Genomic DNA, 18,122 nt, shown 5'->3' on the forward strand with positions numbered 1-18,122 from the left:
GACAGGGGGCATCAACTCAGGCCGAGCACCGTCGTGGCGATCGTGAAGTAGAGGATGAGGCCCGTGGCATCGCAGAACGTGGAGATGAACGGGTTGGAGAACACTGCCGGATCCGCCCCGACCTTCTTCGCGATGATCGGCATCAGCCCTCCCACCGTCGCGGCCATGATGCACACCGACAGCAGCGTGAGTCCGATGACCAGGCCGATCGCCCAACCGTAGACGAGTCCGGCGACGACGAAGCCCAGTGTGCCGAGCACGGAACCGAGTACCGCGCCCACGCGCAGCTCTCTCCAGATGACTCGGCCGAGGTCGCGGACGCGCACCTCACCGACGGCCAGGGCTCGCGTGACGGTGGTGGCCGCCTGGTTGCCGGTGTTGCCGCCGGTACCGGTGAGCAGCGGAATGAAAAGCGCGAGGACGACGACCTGATCGAGCCGGTCTTCATAGACTTCGAGGACCTGGACGGTGAGGATCGCCGATACGGCGAGGACGAGCAGCCACACGATGCGGCTCTTGACCAGACGCATGATCGTCGAGGACAGGTAGGAGCGATCCAGCGGTTCCGTACCGGACCCGCGGGCGAGGTCCTCCGCGTCCTCCTCGTCGACGATATCGAGGACGTCGTCCATGGTGAGGATGCCGACAAGCCGCTCTTCCTGATCGGTCACCGGCATCGCGATGAGTCGGTGGGAGAGGAACTCACGCGAGGCTTCCTCACGGTCCGTCAGCGCATGAGTGCTCAGCGAATCACGAACGATGTCCTCGATGATCGTGTCCTCATCGGCGGCAAGCAGGTTGCGCAGCGACACCACTCCCCGCAGCACCCGGCCGGGACCGACGACGGGCAGCAGGTAGACGGTCTCGGGTCCGTCGATGCGGGCGCGCACGACCTCCATGGCCTGGGCCGCCGTCCAATCCTCGTGGATGCCGAGGACCTCCGGAGACATGTACCGTCCGATCGCGGACTTCGGGTATCCGAGCACCGCGGACGTCATCTCCCGCTCGTCCGGGGTCAGCCCCTTCATCAGGCGGCTGGCCACGCTGGCGGGCAGCTCGCCGAACAGCTCGGCACGGTCATCGGGGTCGAGGCCCTCGACGATATCGGCGACCTCGGGTTCGCGGAGATTGCCGATGAGCTCGGCCTGGTACGCCGGAGGGAGGTCCTCGAAGACGTCGAGAGCCTCCTCCTTCGTCAGCACGCGGAAGAGCATCGCAGACTGCAGCGGGGTCGAGGTGTGGACGAGGCGTCCGATCTCGGCACGCGGGACTTGTTGGGCCAGACCAGCGATCTCATCGAGCGTACCGGGATCGATTCTGCCGGTGAGTGCGGATTCGAGTCGGTCGGCCGCCTCGGTGCCCTCTGTCGTATCGGCCACGCATGCCCCCTCACCTCGGACGGAAACTTCCGCCCTCAACCTTAGGCCATCCACGAGGCGGCGCCGGGCTCGCCTCGACAGCGCGCAGCCGCGACATTTCGGGCACCACCGAAACAACACAGCCCTACGATGGTGGCATGACGAGGAGATTCCCGGAGTCCGCACCGAACATCGCCGCCCTGGCGTCGGCCATCGCCGACCCGAGGCGCGTGATGATCTGTGCCATCCTCCTCGACGGCCGTGCCTGGACGCTCACCGAGCTCTCCCGCGCTCTGTCGATTCCGATGTCGTCGATGTCCGAACACGCCGACGTCCTCATCGACCACGGCGTCCTCGTCGAGCGACGAGAAGGCCGACACCGCTATGTTCAGATCGCCTCGACCGACGTAGCCGACTGGCTGGAGCACACCGGAGCTCTGGCCGGCGGAGCGATGACCTCAGCACCGACGCTGGCTGCGAAGACCCGTGACCGTCAGCTCATCGAAGCCCGCACCTGCTACCGGCACATCGCAGGCCGGTTCGGCACTCAGCTCTTCTCCGCACTGATGCAGCGAGAATGGATCGATCCGTCTCTCACCATCACCGAATCCGGGAGGGCCGGGCTCGCAGAGGCATTCGGGCTCGAAGTCGGTCAACCGACCGCCTCGTCGCGCCCCCTTGTGCGCCGGTGCCTCGATTGGACGGAACGTCGTTCCCACCTCGGCGGTCGCCTCGGCGACGACATCTGCAGCACGTTCTTCGACCGCGGGTGGATCCTGCGCCGCCCGCACTCGCGAGCTCTGACGATCACCGCGGACGGGCGCGACCGCCTCGACTGGGTGTTCAGCGCACAGAGAGATCATCTCTGACCCCCAACGAACAATCCGACCGCGAACAACGGAGACCGACGATGACCGCACCCACCGACACCACGAGCGCCTTCCGCGAACTGCACGTTCCCGGCGACCCGTTCATCCTGCCGTGCGCCTGGGACGTGGCCAGTGCGCAGCTCTTCGCCGAGGCGGGGCACCGGGCCGTCGGCACCACGAGTCTGGGCGTCGCGGCTGCCATCGGCGCCGCCGATGAGGACCGTGAGACGCTGACCGCCACCGCGGATCTCGTCGCCGCTCTGCGTCGGGCGCTGCCGGAACAGCCGCTGACCTGTGACTTCGAAGACGGGTACGGTGACGGCCCCGAACCCGTCATCGACTCCGTGTCCGAGGCTTTCGCCGCCGACCCCACTGGCCGACTCATCATCGACGGCATCAACATCCAGGACTCGCGGCACGCACGGATGAGCGAGCCCGTGGTCTTGGCCGCGAAGGTGGCGGCCGTCAAGGAAGCGTGTCCGGATCTGTTCGTCAACGCCCGGATCGACACATTCTGGCTCGGCCAGGACAGCCTCGGCGAGGTTCTCGAACGCATCGACGCCTACGCGGACGCGGGAGCCGATGGCATCTTCGTCCCCGGCGACCTCGAGCTGTCGACGATCGAGACGATCACCGTCCGCAGTCGGGTTCCGGTGAACGTGCTGGCCAGTCCGCGATACTCGCGGACGACGCTCGCCGAGGCGGGGGTGGCCCGGATCAGCACCGGGTCCCTGATCTACCGTGCGGCGATGTCGGAAGCGCTGCGCTCCCTCGCCGTCCTTGCCGACGACTCCCCGGCGGAGACTGAGAACGTGCTCTCGTACCGGGCTTTCACCGAACTGGGCTGAGTCACCGTCAGCGCCCGTCCTGCCGGACGGTGAGCACGGGCACGGGGGAGCGCAGGATGAGCCGCTGCGCGACCGACCCGAGGATCATCTTGCCCACGCGCGATCGGGCACGGACACCGAGGACGAGGCGATCGACCTCCGCGTGATCGCCCAGTTCGTCGATGACGGCGGTGACCGGGTCACGATCACCGCGGCCGGACCGATTGATGACGGTGATCTCGAGCCCGGAGGGGATCTCATCCTCGGTGAAGTCATGGAGGGTGAGGTTGATGAGCAGCAGCCCGGTGCCGAGGTTCTGCGCCTCGGCGACGGCCGATTCGAGGGCAAGCCGGCCCTCGGGGCTGTCGGTGACGGCGACGGCGACTGACATGGAGGCTCCTTATCTGCGTCCGTACTCGGCTTTGAATTCGCGTTCGAACTCCGCGAGGTCCTTGTCCTTCGTCTCCGGCAGCATCAGTGCCAGGAAGACGAAGGCGATCACGGCGAGGCCGGCGAACATGCCGAAGGTCGCCGTCATGCCCAAGGCCTCGATGAGCGGCGGGAAGAACTGGGCGACGATGGCGTTCATGATCCACAGCACGAACACGCAGATGCCCATTGCGAAGCTGCGGATCTTCATCGGGAAGATCTCCGAGAGCATCAGCCAGGTCAACGGGCCGACCGTTCCCTGCATGGAGAAGACGAAGAGGACGAGGAACGCGAGCACCGTCCACGCCTGTGCCGGTCCGGGCGGAACGATGACCGCGGTCAGGGCGATGAGCGTGTGGAAGACCGCGATGAGGGCGTAGCCGGTGAGGAACATGACCCGGCGCGGCAGCTTATTCAGCAGATACATGCCCAAGGAGATGCCGGCCAGGGAGAACACGCCGTTGGCGATGTTGCCGATGATGGCGACACCGGAATCCAGGCCCGCGCTCGTGAGCAGCTGAGTTCCGTAGTACATGACCGAGTTGATTCCGGTCAGCTGCTGGAAGAAGCCGAGTCCGGCACCGATGATCACCAGTCGCAGCACCCACCGGGTGCCGAGGTCGGAGAGCCCGCCCGTGGCCTCCTTCGCATCCTCGGCTGCGAGGTGGGTGACCTCATCGATCTCGGCTTCGGCACGTTCGGGGGAGCGGACCTGCTTGAGCACGGCCAGAGCTTCCTCGGTGCGTCCTTGCGAGATCAGCCAGCGCGGGCTCTCGGGCTGGAAGATCATGCCCACGAGGAGGGCGATCGCTGGCACCAGGGCAACGAGCAGCATCCACCGCCAGATCGAGTCGACATGCCCGAAGAAGTTGAAGATCACGGCGTTGATGACGAACGCCGCAAGCTGACCGCCGACGATCATGAGCTCATTGCGGGTGACGTAGCTGCCGCGCTTCTCCGACGGGGCGATCTCGCCGAGATAGACGGGCACCGTCGCCGAGGCACCTCCGACTGCGAGTCCGAGGACGAAGCGGGCGCCGATGAGGAACTCCGCCCCGGGCGCGAGCACGCAGCCGAGGGTGCCGATGATGAAGACTCCGGCCAGGAGCAGGATCGTCCTGCGACGGCCCCAGGCATCGGCGACTCGACCGCCGAAGACCGCACCGAAGGCGGCGCCGACCATGAGAGAGGCGACGACGAGGCCTTCGCTCAGCGCGGTCAGGCCGAAGTCCTCGCTCAGCGGTTCGAGGGCTCCGTTGACGACTCCGGTGTCATAGCCGAAGAGCAGACCGCCGAAGGTGGCGACCGTGGCGATGATGCCGAGGCGGTGGACGGGGCGACCCGTGCCGACGTGGGGGAGTTCGAAGTTCGTGCTGGCGGTGGACGTCGATCGGCGACGCGGGGATCCGGGTGGCATGGGCGACTCCTTTCCCCTTCAGTCCTAACACATGGGAGCCTGCCGCAAGCGGAGGGGGTGGAGCTCAGTCCTCCTGATACGAGTCGTCGATGACTTCGGGCATGCCGTCGATGACCGAGACCTCTTCGGTTCCGTCGTCGGCCAGGGCATCGACATTGAGGTCGTCGCCATCGAGCTCGGCGACTTCGAATTCGTCATCATCGTCGGAGACCATCCCGTCGCCGACACGATTGCCCTGTTCCGCGGCAGGTGACTGATCGGTGTTGAACTCGTCGGAGAGGCCTGGAGCCTCGTTCTCGTCGTCCCAGCCGGCGTCGTCGATGAGAGCATCGTCGGCCCCTTCGATGCCCGTGCCTTCCGGCCCTTCGGCACCGGGCTCGACGGTCGCCTCGGCGGGCTCATCGTCGATGCCGGAGTCGACGTCGACCTGGTCGGCCTCGGCTTCGGCGGCGCTGAGTTCGGGATCATCCAACTCTTCGGCCGTCGGATCGTCGAGTTCAGGATCGTCGAGGATGGGGTCGTCTTCCAGCCGGTCGGCCGCGTCCGAATCGAACTCGCTCATGATCTCTCCTTCGCTCGCAATCAGGTTCGGGCCCTCATTCTTGCACGTCGATCGATCGCGGGCCATGGGCGCGCACTCACTTCCGGTCGAAGCGCTCTTTCCACTCCCGCCAATCCCAGTGCGCCAGAAACTTCTCTCCGGCCATTCGGCCCGACGAGATGAGATCGAGTTTGTCGGCCGTTGTCAAAGCGAAGTCCGTGCTGCTGTGGCCGGTCGTGTCGACGAACACCGTCCTTTCGGTCACCGAAGGGTCGTCGATGTGCCGCCGGTCGTGCGCGTTGATCATCGTTGACAGCAGGGACTTCGCGTATTGGAAGGTCGTCGCGTTGGGCCGCCATTCCGCGGCCGCCGTCCGCCGGGCCGAGAGCATGACGCCGAAGGTCGGCCACCGTGCCGGCAGCGCGTCCTTGCGGTCGAAGACGTCGACGGGAAAGTTCGAGAGCAGTCCGCCGTCGGCACCGAGCACGGAGTCTCCACCGGCCACATTCGGCCGGGCGGGCAGAGCGCGCGGTCGGAAGAAGAACGGGCTGGCCGCCGACGCGCACACCGCCTCGGCGACGGACTGACTGTCCGCATCGACGCCGAGGGCCTCCTCGTAGTCCCAGGGGAGACGGAGCATGCGGCCCCGGGAGACATCGGAGACGATGACGACGAGTCGATACGATCGCTCCGGCCCGATGGCGCTGTCCGGATCGTCGAACTTGAGGTCACCCCATGTGCGCACCCCCTGATCGGCCAACGCCGCGGCGAGGAAGTCGTGGAGTGCCTGCCCCACATACATTCCCTTGTGCAGCAGCAGTCCCTGCACTCGGCCCAGCCAAGGGAGGAGGCGGAAGGCAGCAGAAAGGTCCTCGAACTCGGTGAAATCCTGTTCGAGGACCTTCTGCCGCAGAGTCTGCGGGCCGATGCCCGCCGCGGTGAGCGCACCGACGATGGCCCCGGCCGAGGTGCCGGCGATCCGGTGGAAGTCGTAGCCGTCGTCGGCGAGAGCTTCGACCGCGCCCACCAGGCCCGGCAGCTTCGCACCGCCGCCCTCGAGAACGAGATCTGTCATCGCCATGGCGGCTCCTCTCCTTCGCACCCTGATTCCATTGTGGACCAGCGCCGAGGATATGCCGCCTAGTGACGTGCGACGGTGACGGGCACGTCTCCTTCCGGTGACCTGTGCTTCTGGCCCGGACCGGTCCGGCCGGTGAAGTGGTCCATCGTCTGGTTGACGCCGAGGAAGTCCATGACCTTATCGAAAGCACGGGTCGGCAGGAGGCGGGCACCCGGAACCAGGCGGACGAGTGAGGGCATGACCAGCTGCTCACGACCGGATTCGACGGAGTCGAGGACCCGCGTGGCCACATCGTTCTCTTCGAGGATCGGGAGCAAGCGGGGGAATTTCGTCTGCACTCCCTTGAACATGCCGGTGTTGATATAGAAGGGGCACACGGCAAGCGTATTGACCCGGCTGCCGTCGGCGCGCAGCTCTCCGCGCAGTGACTCGGTGAAGCCCACCGCCGCCCATTTGCTCGCCGAGTAGTCGGTCTGTCGAGCGACTCCGGTCAGGCCGGCAGCGCTGGCGATGGTGACCACCGAACCGCGGTCACGTTCGATCATTCCGGGCAGGAAGGCCTGGGTCGTCCAGTACAGGGCGAATGTGTTGACGTCGTAGAGGCGACGGATCGCCGCTTCCTCCATGTCGAGAAGCTTCTTGCCGGAGACGATGCCGGCGCAGTTGACGAGGATGTCGATCTGACCGGTCTGCTCGGCCATGGCGGCAACCTGGTCGGCATCACCGACGTTGAGGGTGAAGGATCGGGCCCTGGTTCCAGCGGCCTCCACCTCGGCGCGCACAGCGTCCCCGCGTTCGTCCGAGAGGTCCCAGATGATGACCTCGGCCGCGCCGCGGGCCGCCGCGTCCAGAGCCATGAGTCTGCCGATTCCGCTTCCGGCCCCTGTGATGAGGATGCGGCTGCCGGCGATCTTCGTTCCACGCGTCATGTCTGTGCGTCCTTGCAGTTAGGCGTCAGTGCTGTCCCTCGCGAGCAGAACCCGCCCAAGCGGACCTCACGAGATGTTACTCAACAGTACATCAGTGTGCCGTGGGTCACGCAAGGGCGGGTTGGCCAATCGCCCGTCGCCCGGGAAGGTCAGCTCTCCTTCATGCCCTTCTGGATGAGGTCCATCACCGAGGAGTCCGCGAGGGTCGTGACATCGCCGACCTCGCGATTCTCGGCCACGTCCTTGAGCAGCCGTCGCATGATCTTGCCCGACCGGGTCTTCGGCAGATCGGGCACGATCATGATCGAACGGGGAGTTGCGATCGGTCCGATCGAGGACCGCACATGACTTCGCAGCTCACCCACGACATCGTCCCCGCCGTCGTGCGCGCTCTCCCGGAGGATGACGAAGGCCTCGATCGCCTGCCCTGTCATCTCATCAGCAGCCCCGACCACGGCCGCCTCGGCGACCTTCGGATGAGCGACGAGGGCGGACTCGATCTCCGCGGTCGACATCCGGTGACCGGAGACGTTGAGGACGTCGTCGACGCGGCCGAGGACCCAGAAATCACCGTCGCGGTCGATCTTCGCACCGTCCCCGGCGAAGTACGCGTCCGGGTACTGCGACCAGTAGGTCTTCTTGAACCGTTCCTCATCGCCCCATAGGGTGCGCAGCATCGACGGCCACGGCTCCTTGATGACGAGGTAGCCGCCGTTTCCTGGCTCGACGGAATTGCCCTCATCGTCGTAGACGTCGGCGACGATGCCGGGCAGCGGACGCATCGCCGAGCCCGGCTTCGTCTCGGTCACGCCCGGCAGGGGGCTGATGAGGATGCTGCCGTTCTCCGTCTGCCACCAGGTGTCGACGACGGGGCAGCGGTTCCCGCCGATGTGCTCGCGGTACCACATCCACGCTTCGGGATTGATCGGCTCACCGACGCTGCCGAGCAGACGCAGGCTGGACAGGTCGTACTGCGCGGGGATGTCGCGGCCCCATTTCATGAACGAGCGGATCGCCGTGGGCGCGCAGTAGAGGATGGAGACCTTGTACTTCTGCACGATCTCCCACCACCGGCCCCGGTGCGGTGTGTCCGGGGTGCCCTCATAGAGCACCGAGGTGGCCCCATTGGCCAGCGGACCGTAGACGATGTACGAATGGCCGGTCACCCAGCCGATGTCTGCGGCCGTCCAGTAGACGTCCGTCTCGGGTTTGATGTCGAAGACCGCCCAATGGGTGAAGGAGGCGCCGACGAGGTAGCCGCCCGTGGTGTGCATGATGCCCTTCGGCTTTCCGGTCGTTCCCGAGGAGTACATGATGTAGAGCGGATGCTCGGAATCGAAGGCGTCTGGAGTGTGCGTCTCCGGCTGCCGATCGACGACCTCGTGCCACCACAGATCACGGTCGCCATTCCAGTCCACGTCCTGGCCGGTGCGGCGGACGACGAGGACATTGCGCACCTCGGGGCAGTCCTCCATCGCCTCATCGACGACGGATTTGAGACCCGAGGGCTTGCCCTTGCGATAGCCGCCGTCTGCGGTGATGACGAATTCGACTCCGCAGTCCTTGACGCGGTCGGCGATCGCCGAAGCGGAGAATCCGCCGAAGATGACCGTGTGCGGGGCGCCGAGGCGGGCGCAGGCCAGCATGGCGAACACCGTCTCCGGGATCATCGGCATGTAGATGGCAACGCGGTCGCCGGTCTTCACGCCGAGTTCGGTGAGGGCATTCGCGGTCTTCGAGACCTCGCGCAGAAGATCGGAGTACGTGATGGTGCGGGTGTCGCCGGATTCGCCTTCGAAGTAGTAGGCCACACGATCGCCGAGGCCGTTCTCGACATGGCGGTCGACGCAGTTGTAGGAGGCGTTGAGCCTGCCGCCGGTGAACCACTTCGCGAAGGGCTTCTCCGACCAGTCGAGGACCGTGTTGAAGGGAGTCTCCCAGCTGATCCGCTGTGCCTGCTCCTCCCAATAGCCGATGCGGTCGGCCGCGGCCTTGTCGTACTCGTCGGCCTTCGCATTCGCATTCGCGGCGAAGTCTGCTGGGGGTGGGAAAGCCCTGTCCTCGTGGCTGAGTTCCTGAATCGTCGGATTGTTCGTCATCGTGCTCTCCTTTCACCCCGCACCACCACGACGTGGGCGGGTCATCGAACTCACCTTCAACCTACTCCAGTCGGTTGGGATTTCAAGAGGTGCAGGATGCCCCGCGGCCCCGATCCCACGCCAGGGAAACCGAATACTCGGCCGTCGCGGAAAGTGCCGCGACGGCAGAGACCGTTCTGATGCGGCGGCCCCTCAGGGTTCGAGGTCCGGGGCCGACCCTCACCTGCGCGGGATCGATTCTCAGTCCTGTTCCCCGCAGCTTGAGGACGGCTTCGATCCGAGTCCAGATCGTCGTCACTCGTCGCTGTCGAGCGATCCCGGCAACACGGCCTGCGGCGGCTCGGTCGCGCGGGTGGAAGAGAGTGATCAGGTCGTGGCTCTGCTCCTCGGTCTGAGTCGCTTCGATGTCGACTCCGATGGGGCGGCAGCTGACGGCTGCGGCCACAGCGCCATCGGTTCGGGAGATGGAGGTGAAGACCCGGGCAGTGCCGGTCCGAGTGGTGGCGATGCTGGGTCGGTGCCAGACGATGTCTTTGATCGGGACGGCGAGTTCCCGGGACAGCAGGCTCAGCAGCAGATCGACAGCCCCCGAGGCGGTCTCCTCGGTCGGGCAGATGAGCACATGGGTATGCGGTGGCAGCCGGCGATCGGTCCATCGGAAGACGTCGGCCGCCGGTGCCCGGACGGTCGCCATCTCAGCTCCGTGTCACTGATCTGTCCGATGGTGTTCCGAGTCCCAGCAGCTTCGTCAGGACACGAGTGATTGAGGTGATGACCGCCTCGACGGGGCCGCGCTTGAAGAAGCGCAGCCACAGGGCCGTGAACCCGAAGGCGAAGAGGCACTGGACGATGAAGAGGCGGATCGCCCCGAAGTCAGCGGGCGCCATGGTGAGGAGGATGAGGTGGCTGACGTAGAGGGACATCGGGATCCGACCGATCTGGACGAGCGGCCGCAGCAGGTTGCTGCGGCGGGCGATGAGGATGAACGCGCCGATGGCAACCATGGCGAAGCCGGCTCCGATGATGAACGCGAACGGAGTGTTCGTGTGCGGGCCGCCCGAGATCAGCCAGCCCGGGGACGCGGTCGGCAGCGGACCGGTAGGTCCGTAGACGAGGAAGTCATCGACGTCGTCGGTCGATCTGCCGGGGAAGGAGGTCCGCACGGTCGTGTAGCCGCCGAAGCGGTTGAGGTAGACCAGGAGACGCGTGACGGCGATCGCGAACAGCAAGGCAGCTCCTCCGGCGACGATGATGAGCATCCGCGGAGTCGTGAAGTGCAGCTGGAGCCGTCCGATGCCCATGCCGATGCACACGAGAGCGAACCATGTCAGTGCCGGATAGGCACCGGTGATGAGCAGCGAGGTGACCACATCGACAGGGGCGCTGACGATCTCTCCGAGCGTCGGGTTCGGATGCCAAGCGAGTCCGTCGACCTGGCGGTGGATGAGGAAGCGGAGAATCGGGAGGGCGACGATCAGGACAGCTCCGGAGATGAGCAGCGTGCGCGCCCGCAGCGGCAGCAGGGGGATGGAGAGGAGGAACATCACCCCGAAGTAGGGGAGGATGTCGAATGCTGCCAGGCCGATCTGATTGAGTCCGACGCCGAGAGCGATGAGGAGGAGACCGCGGATGGCGACGTTGGCCCGTGAGCGGTTCATCTGCGTCCCGGTGAAGGGGCGTTCGGCACCGCTGTTGAACGCCAGAGAGACCCCGGCGAGCACGGCGAAGAGGGCCGCAGAGTTGCCGGCCAGCAGCTGCCAGACCACGGTCGGCTCACCGTCCTCGCGTGCGGCGGGCAGCATATGGATGGCGAACATGCCGATGAGTGCGAAGCCTCGTGCGGCATCGACTCCGGAGGACCGGGCGCGTTTGCGCCGTCGCTCTCGATCGACGACGTTCGTGAGCATCCGGTTCGAGACCCGCAGGCCTCCGCCGGCGACATTGCGCATCGGTTCGGCCGGATCTGAGGAGACTTCGGACAGCCAGACTTCGGACCGGCCGGTCCAGATCTCACGGGGCCGCCTCGGCCCGGGCATCGGTCGCTCAACGGTGGTGCCGGTCATACCGGAACTCCCTTCGTGATCGGTTCGACGGGATTGCCCTGCCAATGGGAGTCGGCGGGCAGCTCTTCGTCGCGGAGGACAAGCGACCCGTCGCCGACGACGGTGCGCTCGCCGACGACGGCTCCGGGGAGGATGAAGCTGTTGACGCCGAGGGTGGACCCGGTTTCGAGGCGGGTGGGGACGAGGGACATCACACGGTCGTGGAAGAGGTGAGTCTGGACGACGGTGCCCCGGTTGACGCTCGTGCGTTCCTCGATGTCGATGAGGTCGAATTCCGGCAGCCACCACGTCTCCAACCAGACGTCCCTGCCGACTCGAGCCCCCATGATCCGGGCGTACCAGACCGCCAGCGGGGAGCCGATGGCGATCTTGATCAGCGATGCCACGGCCAGGGATTCGGCGAAGACATCGGCGAGCTCATTGCGCCAGACGAAGCTGCTGAACAGCGGGCGCTCCCGCGCCGTGAACCTCCCGACGAGGATCCATTTGGCGGCGACGGCGATGAGCACGGAGAGGATTCCGGCGCTCAGGGTCAGCGGGAACGCCCACAGGGTGGCAGTGAGGAGGCTGTGCACAGGGGAATCAGTGGAGAAGAGCGTGCTCATATAGATGGCGTTGAGGCCGGCGACGAGACCCAACTCGATCCAGTTCGTGAGGATGAAGGGGATGAACCGTCCGCTCTCCACCGCGGCACGTGCCCATTTCACGGCAGTCGAGGGCCGATAGGTGCGTTCCGACTGGGAATCGTTGCGGGAGCGGGGGATCGCCTGCGCGGTTCCGCCGATCCAGGAGGTGCCGACAGCGGCTCGGACCGGGCTCGAGCCGAGGACGGCGACGAGGGAGTCCGGAGGCAGATCGATATCGGCCCCGACGATCGCCGAGTTGCCGACGAAGGTTCCGCGTCCGACGACGGTCGTGCCGATGTGGATCCAGCCCCGATAGTGGCGAGGAGCGTTGAGGAGGGCATGATCGGCAATGAAGGACCGGTCCTGGATCCAGGTCAGGTGGGGAATGGTCTCGAGAGTGGAGATCTCCGTGTCCTTGCCGACGCGAGCACCGAGGCAGCGCAGGAACAGGGGAGTGGCGATCGATGCGTAGATCGGATACGCCGAGATCAGGGTCCGATCGAGCAGGGTCTGCGTCAGCCACACCGCCCAGCCGGTGACCGAATCCTGTGGGTAGTAGCCGGGCTGAACGTAGTGGGCCAGCGCCCGCACGGTGATGACGACGAGTGTCAGCCAAGTCAGCGCCGTGAGCACCGCCGTCAGCGGAACCCAGACGGCCAGAGTCTTCGCGACGGTCGGGAAGTCGCCGATCCCGATGACTTGGGGCAGGACGATGGCGATGCCGGGGATGAACGCCAGCAGCGGCAGCAGGCCGATGAGGACGATGCCGGCGGATTCGGCGACGGACCGAATCGCTGACGACCAGGTACCGGTTTCCTGCGTGTCCAGCTGGTTCTGTTCGGGCCAGCTCAGTCCCGCCTCGGCGAGGAATTCCAGCGGTGAACCGCCCCAGGACTCATCGGCGTCGATGTCGATGTCGACGAGGGATCCGGCCCGGATCTCGCTGCGACATCCGACGGAGACGCCGGGTTCGACGGCCGAACGGGTCCCGATCCGGGTGGAATCGCCGATGGTGACGGGGCCGATGTGGACGGTGTCGCCGACGATGCGGAAGCCGCGCAGATCGACGTCGCGCTCGACGACGGAATGGTCGCCGATCCGGGCGAGCCCGGATGTCGGCGGCTGGTTGGCCAGGTGGGCGCCGGCGCCCACCGAATTGCCGAGGAGACGGTGGATGAGGACATTCAGGTGTGTGCCGGCGAGATGCTCGAGGCGGAGGAAGACGTAGAAGCGATCGGCGGCCCACAGACGCACGTGCGTCCAGCCGCCTCGGCGATATCGTCCCGGTCGCAGGCCGAGAGTCAGAATTCGGGCGACGACGACGGCCTGCGCGATGCGTCCGATGGGGGAGAAGATGAGGATCCAGGCTGCGGCGACGGGCAGGAACGGCACGCGCGGAACCCACGAAGCGGCGAGGAAGAAGTCGAGAGCCCAGACCACAGTCACCGTGGCAACGATATAGCGGACGGCGTTGAGGGCGTAGATTCCGCCGAGGAAGCCGAATTGGAAGATCCTCGGCCCCACCGGCAGTCGGCCGGGCATCGGGTTCCGAGCCTGTGATGATGACAGGGTGCCGATGTAGTCCGCCATCGCCGCCAAAGTGGGGTGGGCATAGAGTTGGGCGATCGAGGCGCTCGGGTGGCTGCGGCGGATGCGCGCGACGAGACGGGCGACCTGGACGGATCCGCCGCCCACTTCGAAGAAGTTCGTGTCGGCGTCGATGGCGATCGGTCCCAGCTGTTCGACCCACAGGTCCCGCAGCCACTGCTGATCGGGGCTCAGCCCACTCACCTCGGTGCCGGGGGCCGACAGCGGCCACGGCAGCGCCTTGCGATCGACCTTTCCGGAGCTCTTCATCGGCATCTCGTCGAGGACGGTGAGGACGGGAACGACTCCGGCCGATAGCTTCTGTGTCAGTTCCACCCGTGCGGCATCGATGTCGATGCTGCCGGGTTCGGTCTCTGTGAAGTAGCCGACGAGGACATCGGAGCCGCCGCTCGTCTTCTGCACGGCGGCGGCGCCGGCGTTGGCTCCGGGGATCGCGGCGAGGTAGCTGTCGACCTCGCCGAGTTCGATGCGTTTGCCGCCGAGCTTGACCTGGTCGTCGATCCGGCCCTCGAAGAGGAGCCCGTCTGCCTCGGCACGGACGAGGTCGCCGGTGCGGTAGGCCCGGTCCCAGCCGAGTGCAGGCAGGGGTGCGTATTTCTCTGCGTCCTTCTCGGCGTCGAGGTAGCGGCCGAGGCCGACTCCGCCGACGACGAGCTCTCCGGATTCGCCCCAGCTCACCGGATGTTCGGTGTCGGGATCGACGACGGTGAGCTCCCACCCGTCGATGGGTCGGCCGATGCGCACGATGTCGCCGGGAACGAGGAGGGCGGCGCTGACGATCACGGTCGCCTCGGTGGGGCCGTAGGAGTTCCACACCTCTCGCCATGGTTCGTGGAGGCGGGCGATGAGTTCGGCCGGGCAGGCTTCCCCGCCGAAGATGAGCAATCGCACGTGTTCCAGGGCTTCGGCGGGCCAGAGCGAGGCCAGCGTCGGCACGGTTGAGACCGCGGTGATCCGCTGCGCAGTCAGCCAGTCGCCGAGGTCGGGGCCGGAGCGCACGATGTCGCGGGGTGCGGGCACGAGCACGGCGCCGTTGCGCCACGCCAGCCACATCTCCTCGCAGGAGGCGTCGAAGGCCACGGACAGTCCGGCCATGACGCGGTCTGCGGGGCCGAGCGGGTCGGAGGCGAGGTAGAGGGAATGCTCGGTGTCGACGAGGGCGGCGGCCGAACGGTGCGTGATCGCCACTCCCTTGGGCTTGCCCGTCGAACCCGAGGTGAAGATGATCCAGGCGTCGTCCTCGAGACCGGGCGGTCCGACGGGCGCTGCTGAGGCGGGATCCGTCTCGGCGGTGGGGACGATCTTCAGCTTCTCTCCGATCACGGCGGCCACGTGGGCTTCGTCGAAGACGGTGGCTGCGCGCTCCTCGGAGTCGTCCCAGTCGACGGGGACATAGGCGCAGCCGGCGGTGAGGATGCCGAGGACGGCGATGTAGAGGTCCGCTGTTCCGGACGGGACGCGGATGCCGACCCGATCACCATGGGTGATCCCGCAGCGGTGCAGTCGCGCGGCTAACTCCCGGGCCGCCTCGGCGAGCTGGCGGTAGCTCAGGGTGGCATCGGCGGAATCGAGAGCCGTGGCATTGGGATGGGCGCGAACGGTTTCGGCGAAGATTTCGACGAGTGTGCGCGGGGCCGGGACCGATCCGCGGTCGAAGATGGCAAGTGAGGGGTGGTCTCCAGTGCTCGTCTGACCGATTTCGACTGAAGTGCGCACGTTGAGTTCCTCCTGCTCACTTTGGGGATGAGAAGACCTGAGCTCCCAGGGGATTCTGCGGGAGGCGGTCTGCCCGGGGAGGAGCAACCACTCCCGAGGGCCTGAATCAGCGTAATGGCGGGGGTATGCCGAAATTCCGCAGGACTACGCGAATAATCCGCAGAGTCACCGCAAAGGTAGTCAGGAGTCCCGAATGCGGGGCGCAGATCACGTCGGGCAAAGTGGCGGTCGAGATGGGACGCAGACGCGAAGAAGCCCCGCTTCCCAGTTTTCACTGGGAAGCGGGGCTTCCGTGTTGTGGCTCCGACCGGCGTCGATCCGGTGACCTTTCGATTTTCAGTCGAACGCTCTACCAACTGAGCTACAGAGCCGAGCCGCCGACATACTCAATAAGTATGTCGAGAGAAACAAAGGCTCTTCCGAAGAAGAGCCTTATGCTCCGCGACCCTGACGGGACTCGAACCCGCGACCTCCGCCGTGACAGGGCGGCGCGCTAACCAACTGCGCCACAGGGCCTTGCTGTTGTGATGGAAGACCTTACGATCTTACACCGTACCCCCAACGGGATTCGAACCCGTGTCGCCGCCGTGAAAGGGCGGTGTCCTAGGCCTCTAGACGATGGGGGCCCAGGTTGTCCTCGGATTCCCCGTGGGCAACGACGTTAAGCTTATCCCACCCGATTCGAGGAATGCAAAACGAAAAGGAGTGTCCTCGGTCACACGACGGAAGCGGTGCTTTTCGACGTTCCGCAGGGCCGCCTCGGCGAGGGGATCGGAGTCGCTAGAGTGGGAGGCATGGAGGCCCTGAGTGATGAGGAGTTCGACGCGATCCTCGGCGAAGCCCTGGATCTGCTGCCCGCCGGGGTGACCGAACAGCTGGACAATGTCGCCCTGTTCGTCGAGGATCGGCCGGAGAACGGTGATCGACACCTGCTCGGCCTCTATGAGGGCACACCGATCGGGGAGCGGGGAGTCGCCGGGTTCGAGATGCCCGACAATATCTTCATCTACCGTGACAACCTCATCGACTTCGCCGAGGATCGGGATCACCTGCGCGAGGAGATCGTCGTCACCATCGTTCATGAGATCGCCCATTTCTATGGGCTCGATGACGATCGGCTCCACGAACTCGGATGGGGGTGAGCGTCTCCGGCCGAAGGGGTTGAGGGGCTTACCGACGAGTCACTTGACGTCACGGGAATTGGCGTCCGCAAGCCTACTTCGCCTATTGTGGGCGGGTACCTATCAGCACCGATACAACATTCCGTCCGTATCGATGCGGGGACACGGAGCCGTGAAAGCTGCGCCTCCTGGCCCCGCTGACCTGCGGGCAGGAGGCACTACCCCCTTATGACAGTTGCATCCAAGACTTCCAGCGCGGCGACCCCGGCCGTGCGAGTACTCAATCTGGCAGGCATCGACTACAGCCTGCGCAGCTTCGACCACGACCCCGCCACCCGCCGTTACGGTTCGGAGGCCGCCGACAAACTCGGCGTCAGCTCCGACCAGGTGTTCAAGACTCTGATGATCCAGGTCGACGGGCAGCCCGTGACCGCGCTCGTCCCCGTCTCCGGTCAGCTCGACCTCAAGGCGCTGGCCTCCGCGCGCGGAGCGAAGAAGGCCCAGCTGTCCGGCGTAGCCGAAACCGAACGTCGTACCGGCTACCCCGTCGGCGGAGTCTCTCCGTTCGGACAGCGCCATGCCGTGCCGGTCGTCGTCGACCGCACAGCTCTCGACCATTCGACGGTGTTCGTCTCGGCCGGCCGTCGCGGTCTCGAGATCGAGATCCGCCCCGAGGATCTCGTCATGCTCACGAACGCCCAGGTCGCGAAGATCGCCGCGCTCGACTGATCAGCTCTCGCTGATCAGAACGTCGATCCCCGGCCTCACACCCATTCGACCTCACCGACCTCGGGCTCTGCCCGACCGGCGGTGAGGTCGGCGTACATCGCCACGGCATCGGCCACCTCGGCGAGGGGAACCAGGACATCGAGTCCGACCTCACCGCCGTAGTCGGCCCGCGTCGTCCACCCCCGGTTCCCGGCCGCCCGCTCCAGGGCGTTGGCCTGGGCATAGTCGACGGCTGCTGACACCGGGACGCGCTCACGACGGGTGACAATCCGAGCCTCATCCACGGCCGCCGAGGTGGCCTGACCGTAAGCGCGGACGAGCCCGCCCGCGCCCAACAGGGTGCCCCCGAAATACCGGGTGACGACGGCGACGACGAAGGTCAGATCATGACCGGTGACCACATCGAGGATCGGAGCGCCCGCAGTGCCGGCCGGTTCCCCGTCATCGCTGAAGCGCTGAGTGCGCGAATCGGTGTCGAGGACGAACGCCGAACAATGGTGGCGGGCCTTCGGATGCTCGGCGCGCGCCTCGGCGATGACGGACCTGGCCTCGGCCTCATCCGCGGCGGGGGAGAGCCGGGCGAGGAAACGGGATCTCTTGATCTCGATCTCGGCCTCGACGGGGCTGACGATGGTCCGGTAAGACATGCTCGTCACTGTAGTCGAATGTGTTCTACGATGAGCCCACGGGCGCGGATTCCGCGCTCATC

The 18,122-nt window shown here is 66.1% G+C and carries 15 protein-coding genes and 3 tRNA genes; 4 read left to right on the plus strand and 14 right to left on the minus strand.

Features of this window, described 5'->3' with window-relative positions; all coding sequences use genetic code 11:
• Positions 1–11: 11 nt before the first annotated feature.
• A complete protein-coding gene (gene mgtE, locus KTJ89_RS04735; RefSeq protein WP_172175214.1) occupies positions 12–1,379 on the minus strand; it encodes a magnesium transporter in 1,368 nt (455 codons plus the stop codon).
• A 137-nt stretch (positions 1,380–1,516) separates the two neighbouring features.
• Here mgtE and KTJ89_RS04740 point away from each other — a divergent pair, with 137 nt between their 5' ends.
• Positions 1,517–2,227, plus strand: coding sequence for an ArsR/SmtB family transcription factor (locus KTJ89_RS04740; RefSeq protein ID WP_259356932.1), 711 nt, complete (start codon positions 1,517–1,519; stop codon positions 2,225–2,227).
• A 41-nt stretch (positions 2,228–2,268) separates the two neighbouring features.
• The gene (locus tag KTJ89_RS04745; RefSeq protein WP_259356933.1) at positions 2,269–3,075 is read left to right on the plus strand and encodes an isocitrate lyase/PEP mutase family protein; all 807 of its coding nucleotides are present in this window, start codon (positions 2,269–2,271) and stop codon (positions 3,073–3,075) included.
• Between the two features lie 7 nt (positions 3,076–3,082).
• Here KTJ89_RS04745 and KTJ89_RS04750 read toward each other — a convergent pair whose 3' ends face one another.
• The 12 genes from KTJ89_RS04750 to KTJ89_RS04805 all read right to left on the minus strand — a co-directional run bounded on the left by KTJ89_RS04750 (position 3,083) and on the right by KTJ89_RS04805 (position 16,189).
• Complete coding sequence (locus KTJ89_RS04750; protein ID WP_172175205.1) at positions 3,083–3,445, minus strand: universal stress protein; 363 nt, start codon at positions 3,443–3,445, stop codon at positions 3,083–3,085.
• A gap of 9 nt (positions 3,446–3,454) precedes the next feature.
• The gene (locus KTJ89_RS04755) at positions 3,455–4,900 is read right to left on the minus strand and encodes a sugar porter family MFS transporter (protein WP_259356934.1); all 1,446 of its coding nucleotides are present in this window, start codon (positions 4,898–4,900) and stop codon (positions 3,455–3,457) included.
• Positions 4,901–4,964: 64 nt separating this feature from the next.
• Positions 4,965–5,462 carry a hypothetical protein gene (locus tag KTJ89_RS04760; protein WP_259356935.1) on the minus strand — a complete coding sequence of 166 codons (498 nt, stop codon included), beginning with the start codon at positions 5,460–5,462 and terminating at the stop codon, positions 4,965–4,967.
• 76 nt (positions 5,463–5,538) lie between these two features.
• The gene (locus KTJ89_RS04765; RefSeq protein WP_259356936.1) at positions 5,539–6,522 is read right to left on the minus strand and encodes a patatin-like phospholipase family protein; all 984 of its coding nucleotides are present in this window, start codon (positions 6,520–6,522) and stop codon (positions 5,539–5,541) included.
• Between the two features lie 59 nt (positions 6,523–6,581).
• Entirely contained in the window at positions 6,582–7,451 is an 870-nt protein-coding gene (locus KTJ89_RS04770; RefSeq protein WP_259356937.1) for an SDR family oxidoreductase, read from the minus strand.
• A 149-nt stretch (positions 7,452–7,600) separates the two neighbouring features.
• Positions 7,601–9,550, minus strand: a complete 1,950-nt coding sequence (gene acs / locus KTJ89_RS04775) for an acetate--CoA ligase (protein WP_259356938.1) — start codon at positions 9,548–9,550, stop codon at positions 7,601–7,603.
• Between the two features lie 82 nt (positions 9,551–9,632).
• Positions 9,633–10,244: a 4'-phosphopantetheinyl transferase family protein gene (locus tag KTJ89_RS04780; protein WP_259356939.1), complete on the minus strand. Its 612-nt coding sequence runs from the start codon at positions 10,242–10,244 to the stop codon at positions 9,633–9,635.
• Position 10,245: 1 nt separating this feature from the next.
• Positions 10,246–11,613, minus strand: a complete 1,368-nt coding sequence (locus KTJ89_RS04785) for a heparan-alpha-glucosaminide N-acetyltransferase domain-containing protein (protein WP_259356940.1) — start codon at positions 11,611–11,613, stop codon at positions 10,246–10,248.
• Positions 11,610–15,563: a Pls/PosA family non-ribosomal peptide synthetase gene (locus KTJ89_RS04790; protein ID WP_259356941.1), complete on the minus strand. Its 3,954-nt coding sequence runs from the start codon at positions 15,561–15,563 to the stop codon at positions 11,610–11,612. Before KTJ89_RS04790 ends, KTJ89_RS04785 begins: the two co-directional genes overlap by 4 nt.
• A gap of 298 nt (positions 15,564–15,861) precedes the next feature.
• A tRNA-Phe gene (locus KTJ89_RS04795) sits at positions 15,862–15,934 on the minus strand.
• 71 nt (positions 15,935–16,005) lie between these two features.
• Positions 16,006–16,079 (minus strand) — tRNA-Asp (locus tag KTJ89_RS04800).
• A gap of 37 nt (positions 16,080–16,116) precedes the next feature.
• Positions 16,117–16,189, minus strand: a tRNA-Glu gene (locus KTJ89_RS04805).
• A 168-nt stretch (positions 16,190–16,357) separates the two neighbouring features.
• Between KTJ89_RS04805 and KTJ89_RS04810 the strand changes: the two genes are divergently transcribed.
• Both KTJ89_RS04810 and ybaK read left to right on the plus strand, forming a co-directional pair.
• Positions 16,358–16,705, plus strand: a complete 348-nt coding sequence (locus KTJ89_RS04810) for a metallopeptidase family protein (protein WP_172175184.1) — start codon at positions 16,358–16,360, stop codon at positions 16,703–16,705.
• Positions 16,706–16,912: 207 nt separating this feature from the next.
• Positions 16,913–17,413: a Cys-tRNA(Pro) deacylase gene (gene ybaK / locus KTJ89_RS04815; protein WP_101546357.1), complete on the plus strand. Its 501-nt coding sequence runs from the start codon at positions 16,913–16,915 to the stop codon at positions 17,411–17,413.
• A gap of 35 nt (positions 17,414–17,448) precedes the next feature.
• Here the strand turns inward: ybaK and KTJ89_RS04820 are convergent, their stop codons facing one another.
• Complete coding sequence (locus tag KTJ89_RS04820; protein WP_259356942.1) at positions 17,449–18,060, minus strand: IMPACT family protein; 612 nt, start codon at positions 18,058–18,060, stop codon at positions 17,449–17,451.
• Between the last annotated feature and the right edge of the window lie 62 nt (positions 18,061–18,122).

Origin of the sequence: Brevibacterium sediminis, assembly GCF_024895295.1 — a bacterium.
Lineage (GTDB): Bacteria > Actinomycetota > Actinomycetes > Actinomycetales > Brevibacteriaceae > Brevibacterium > Brevibacterium sediminis.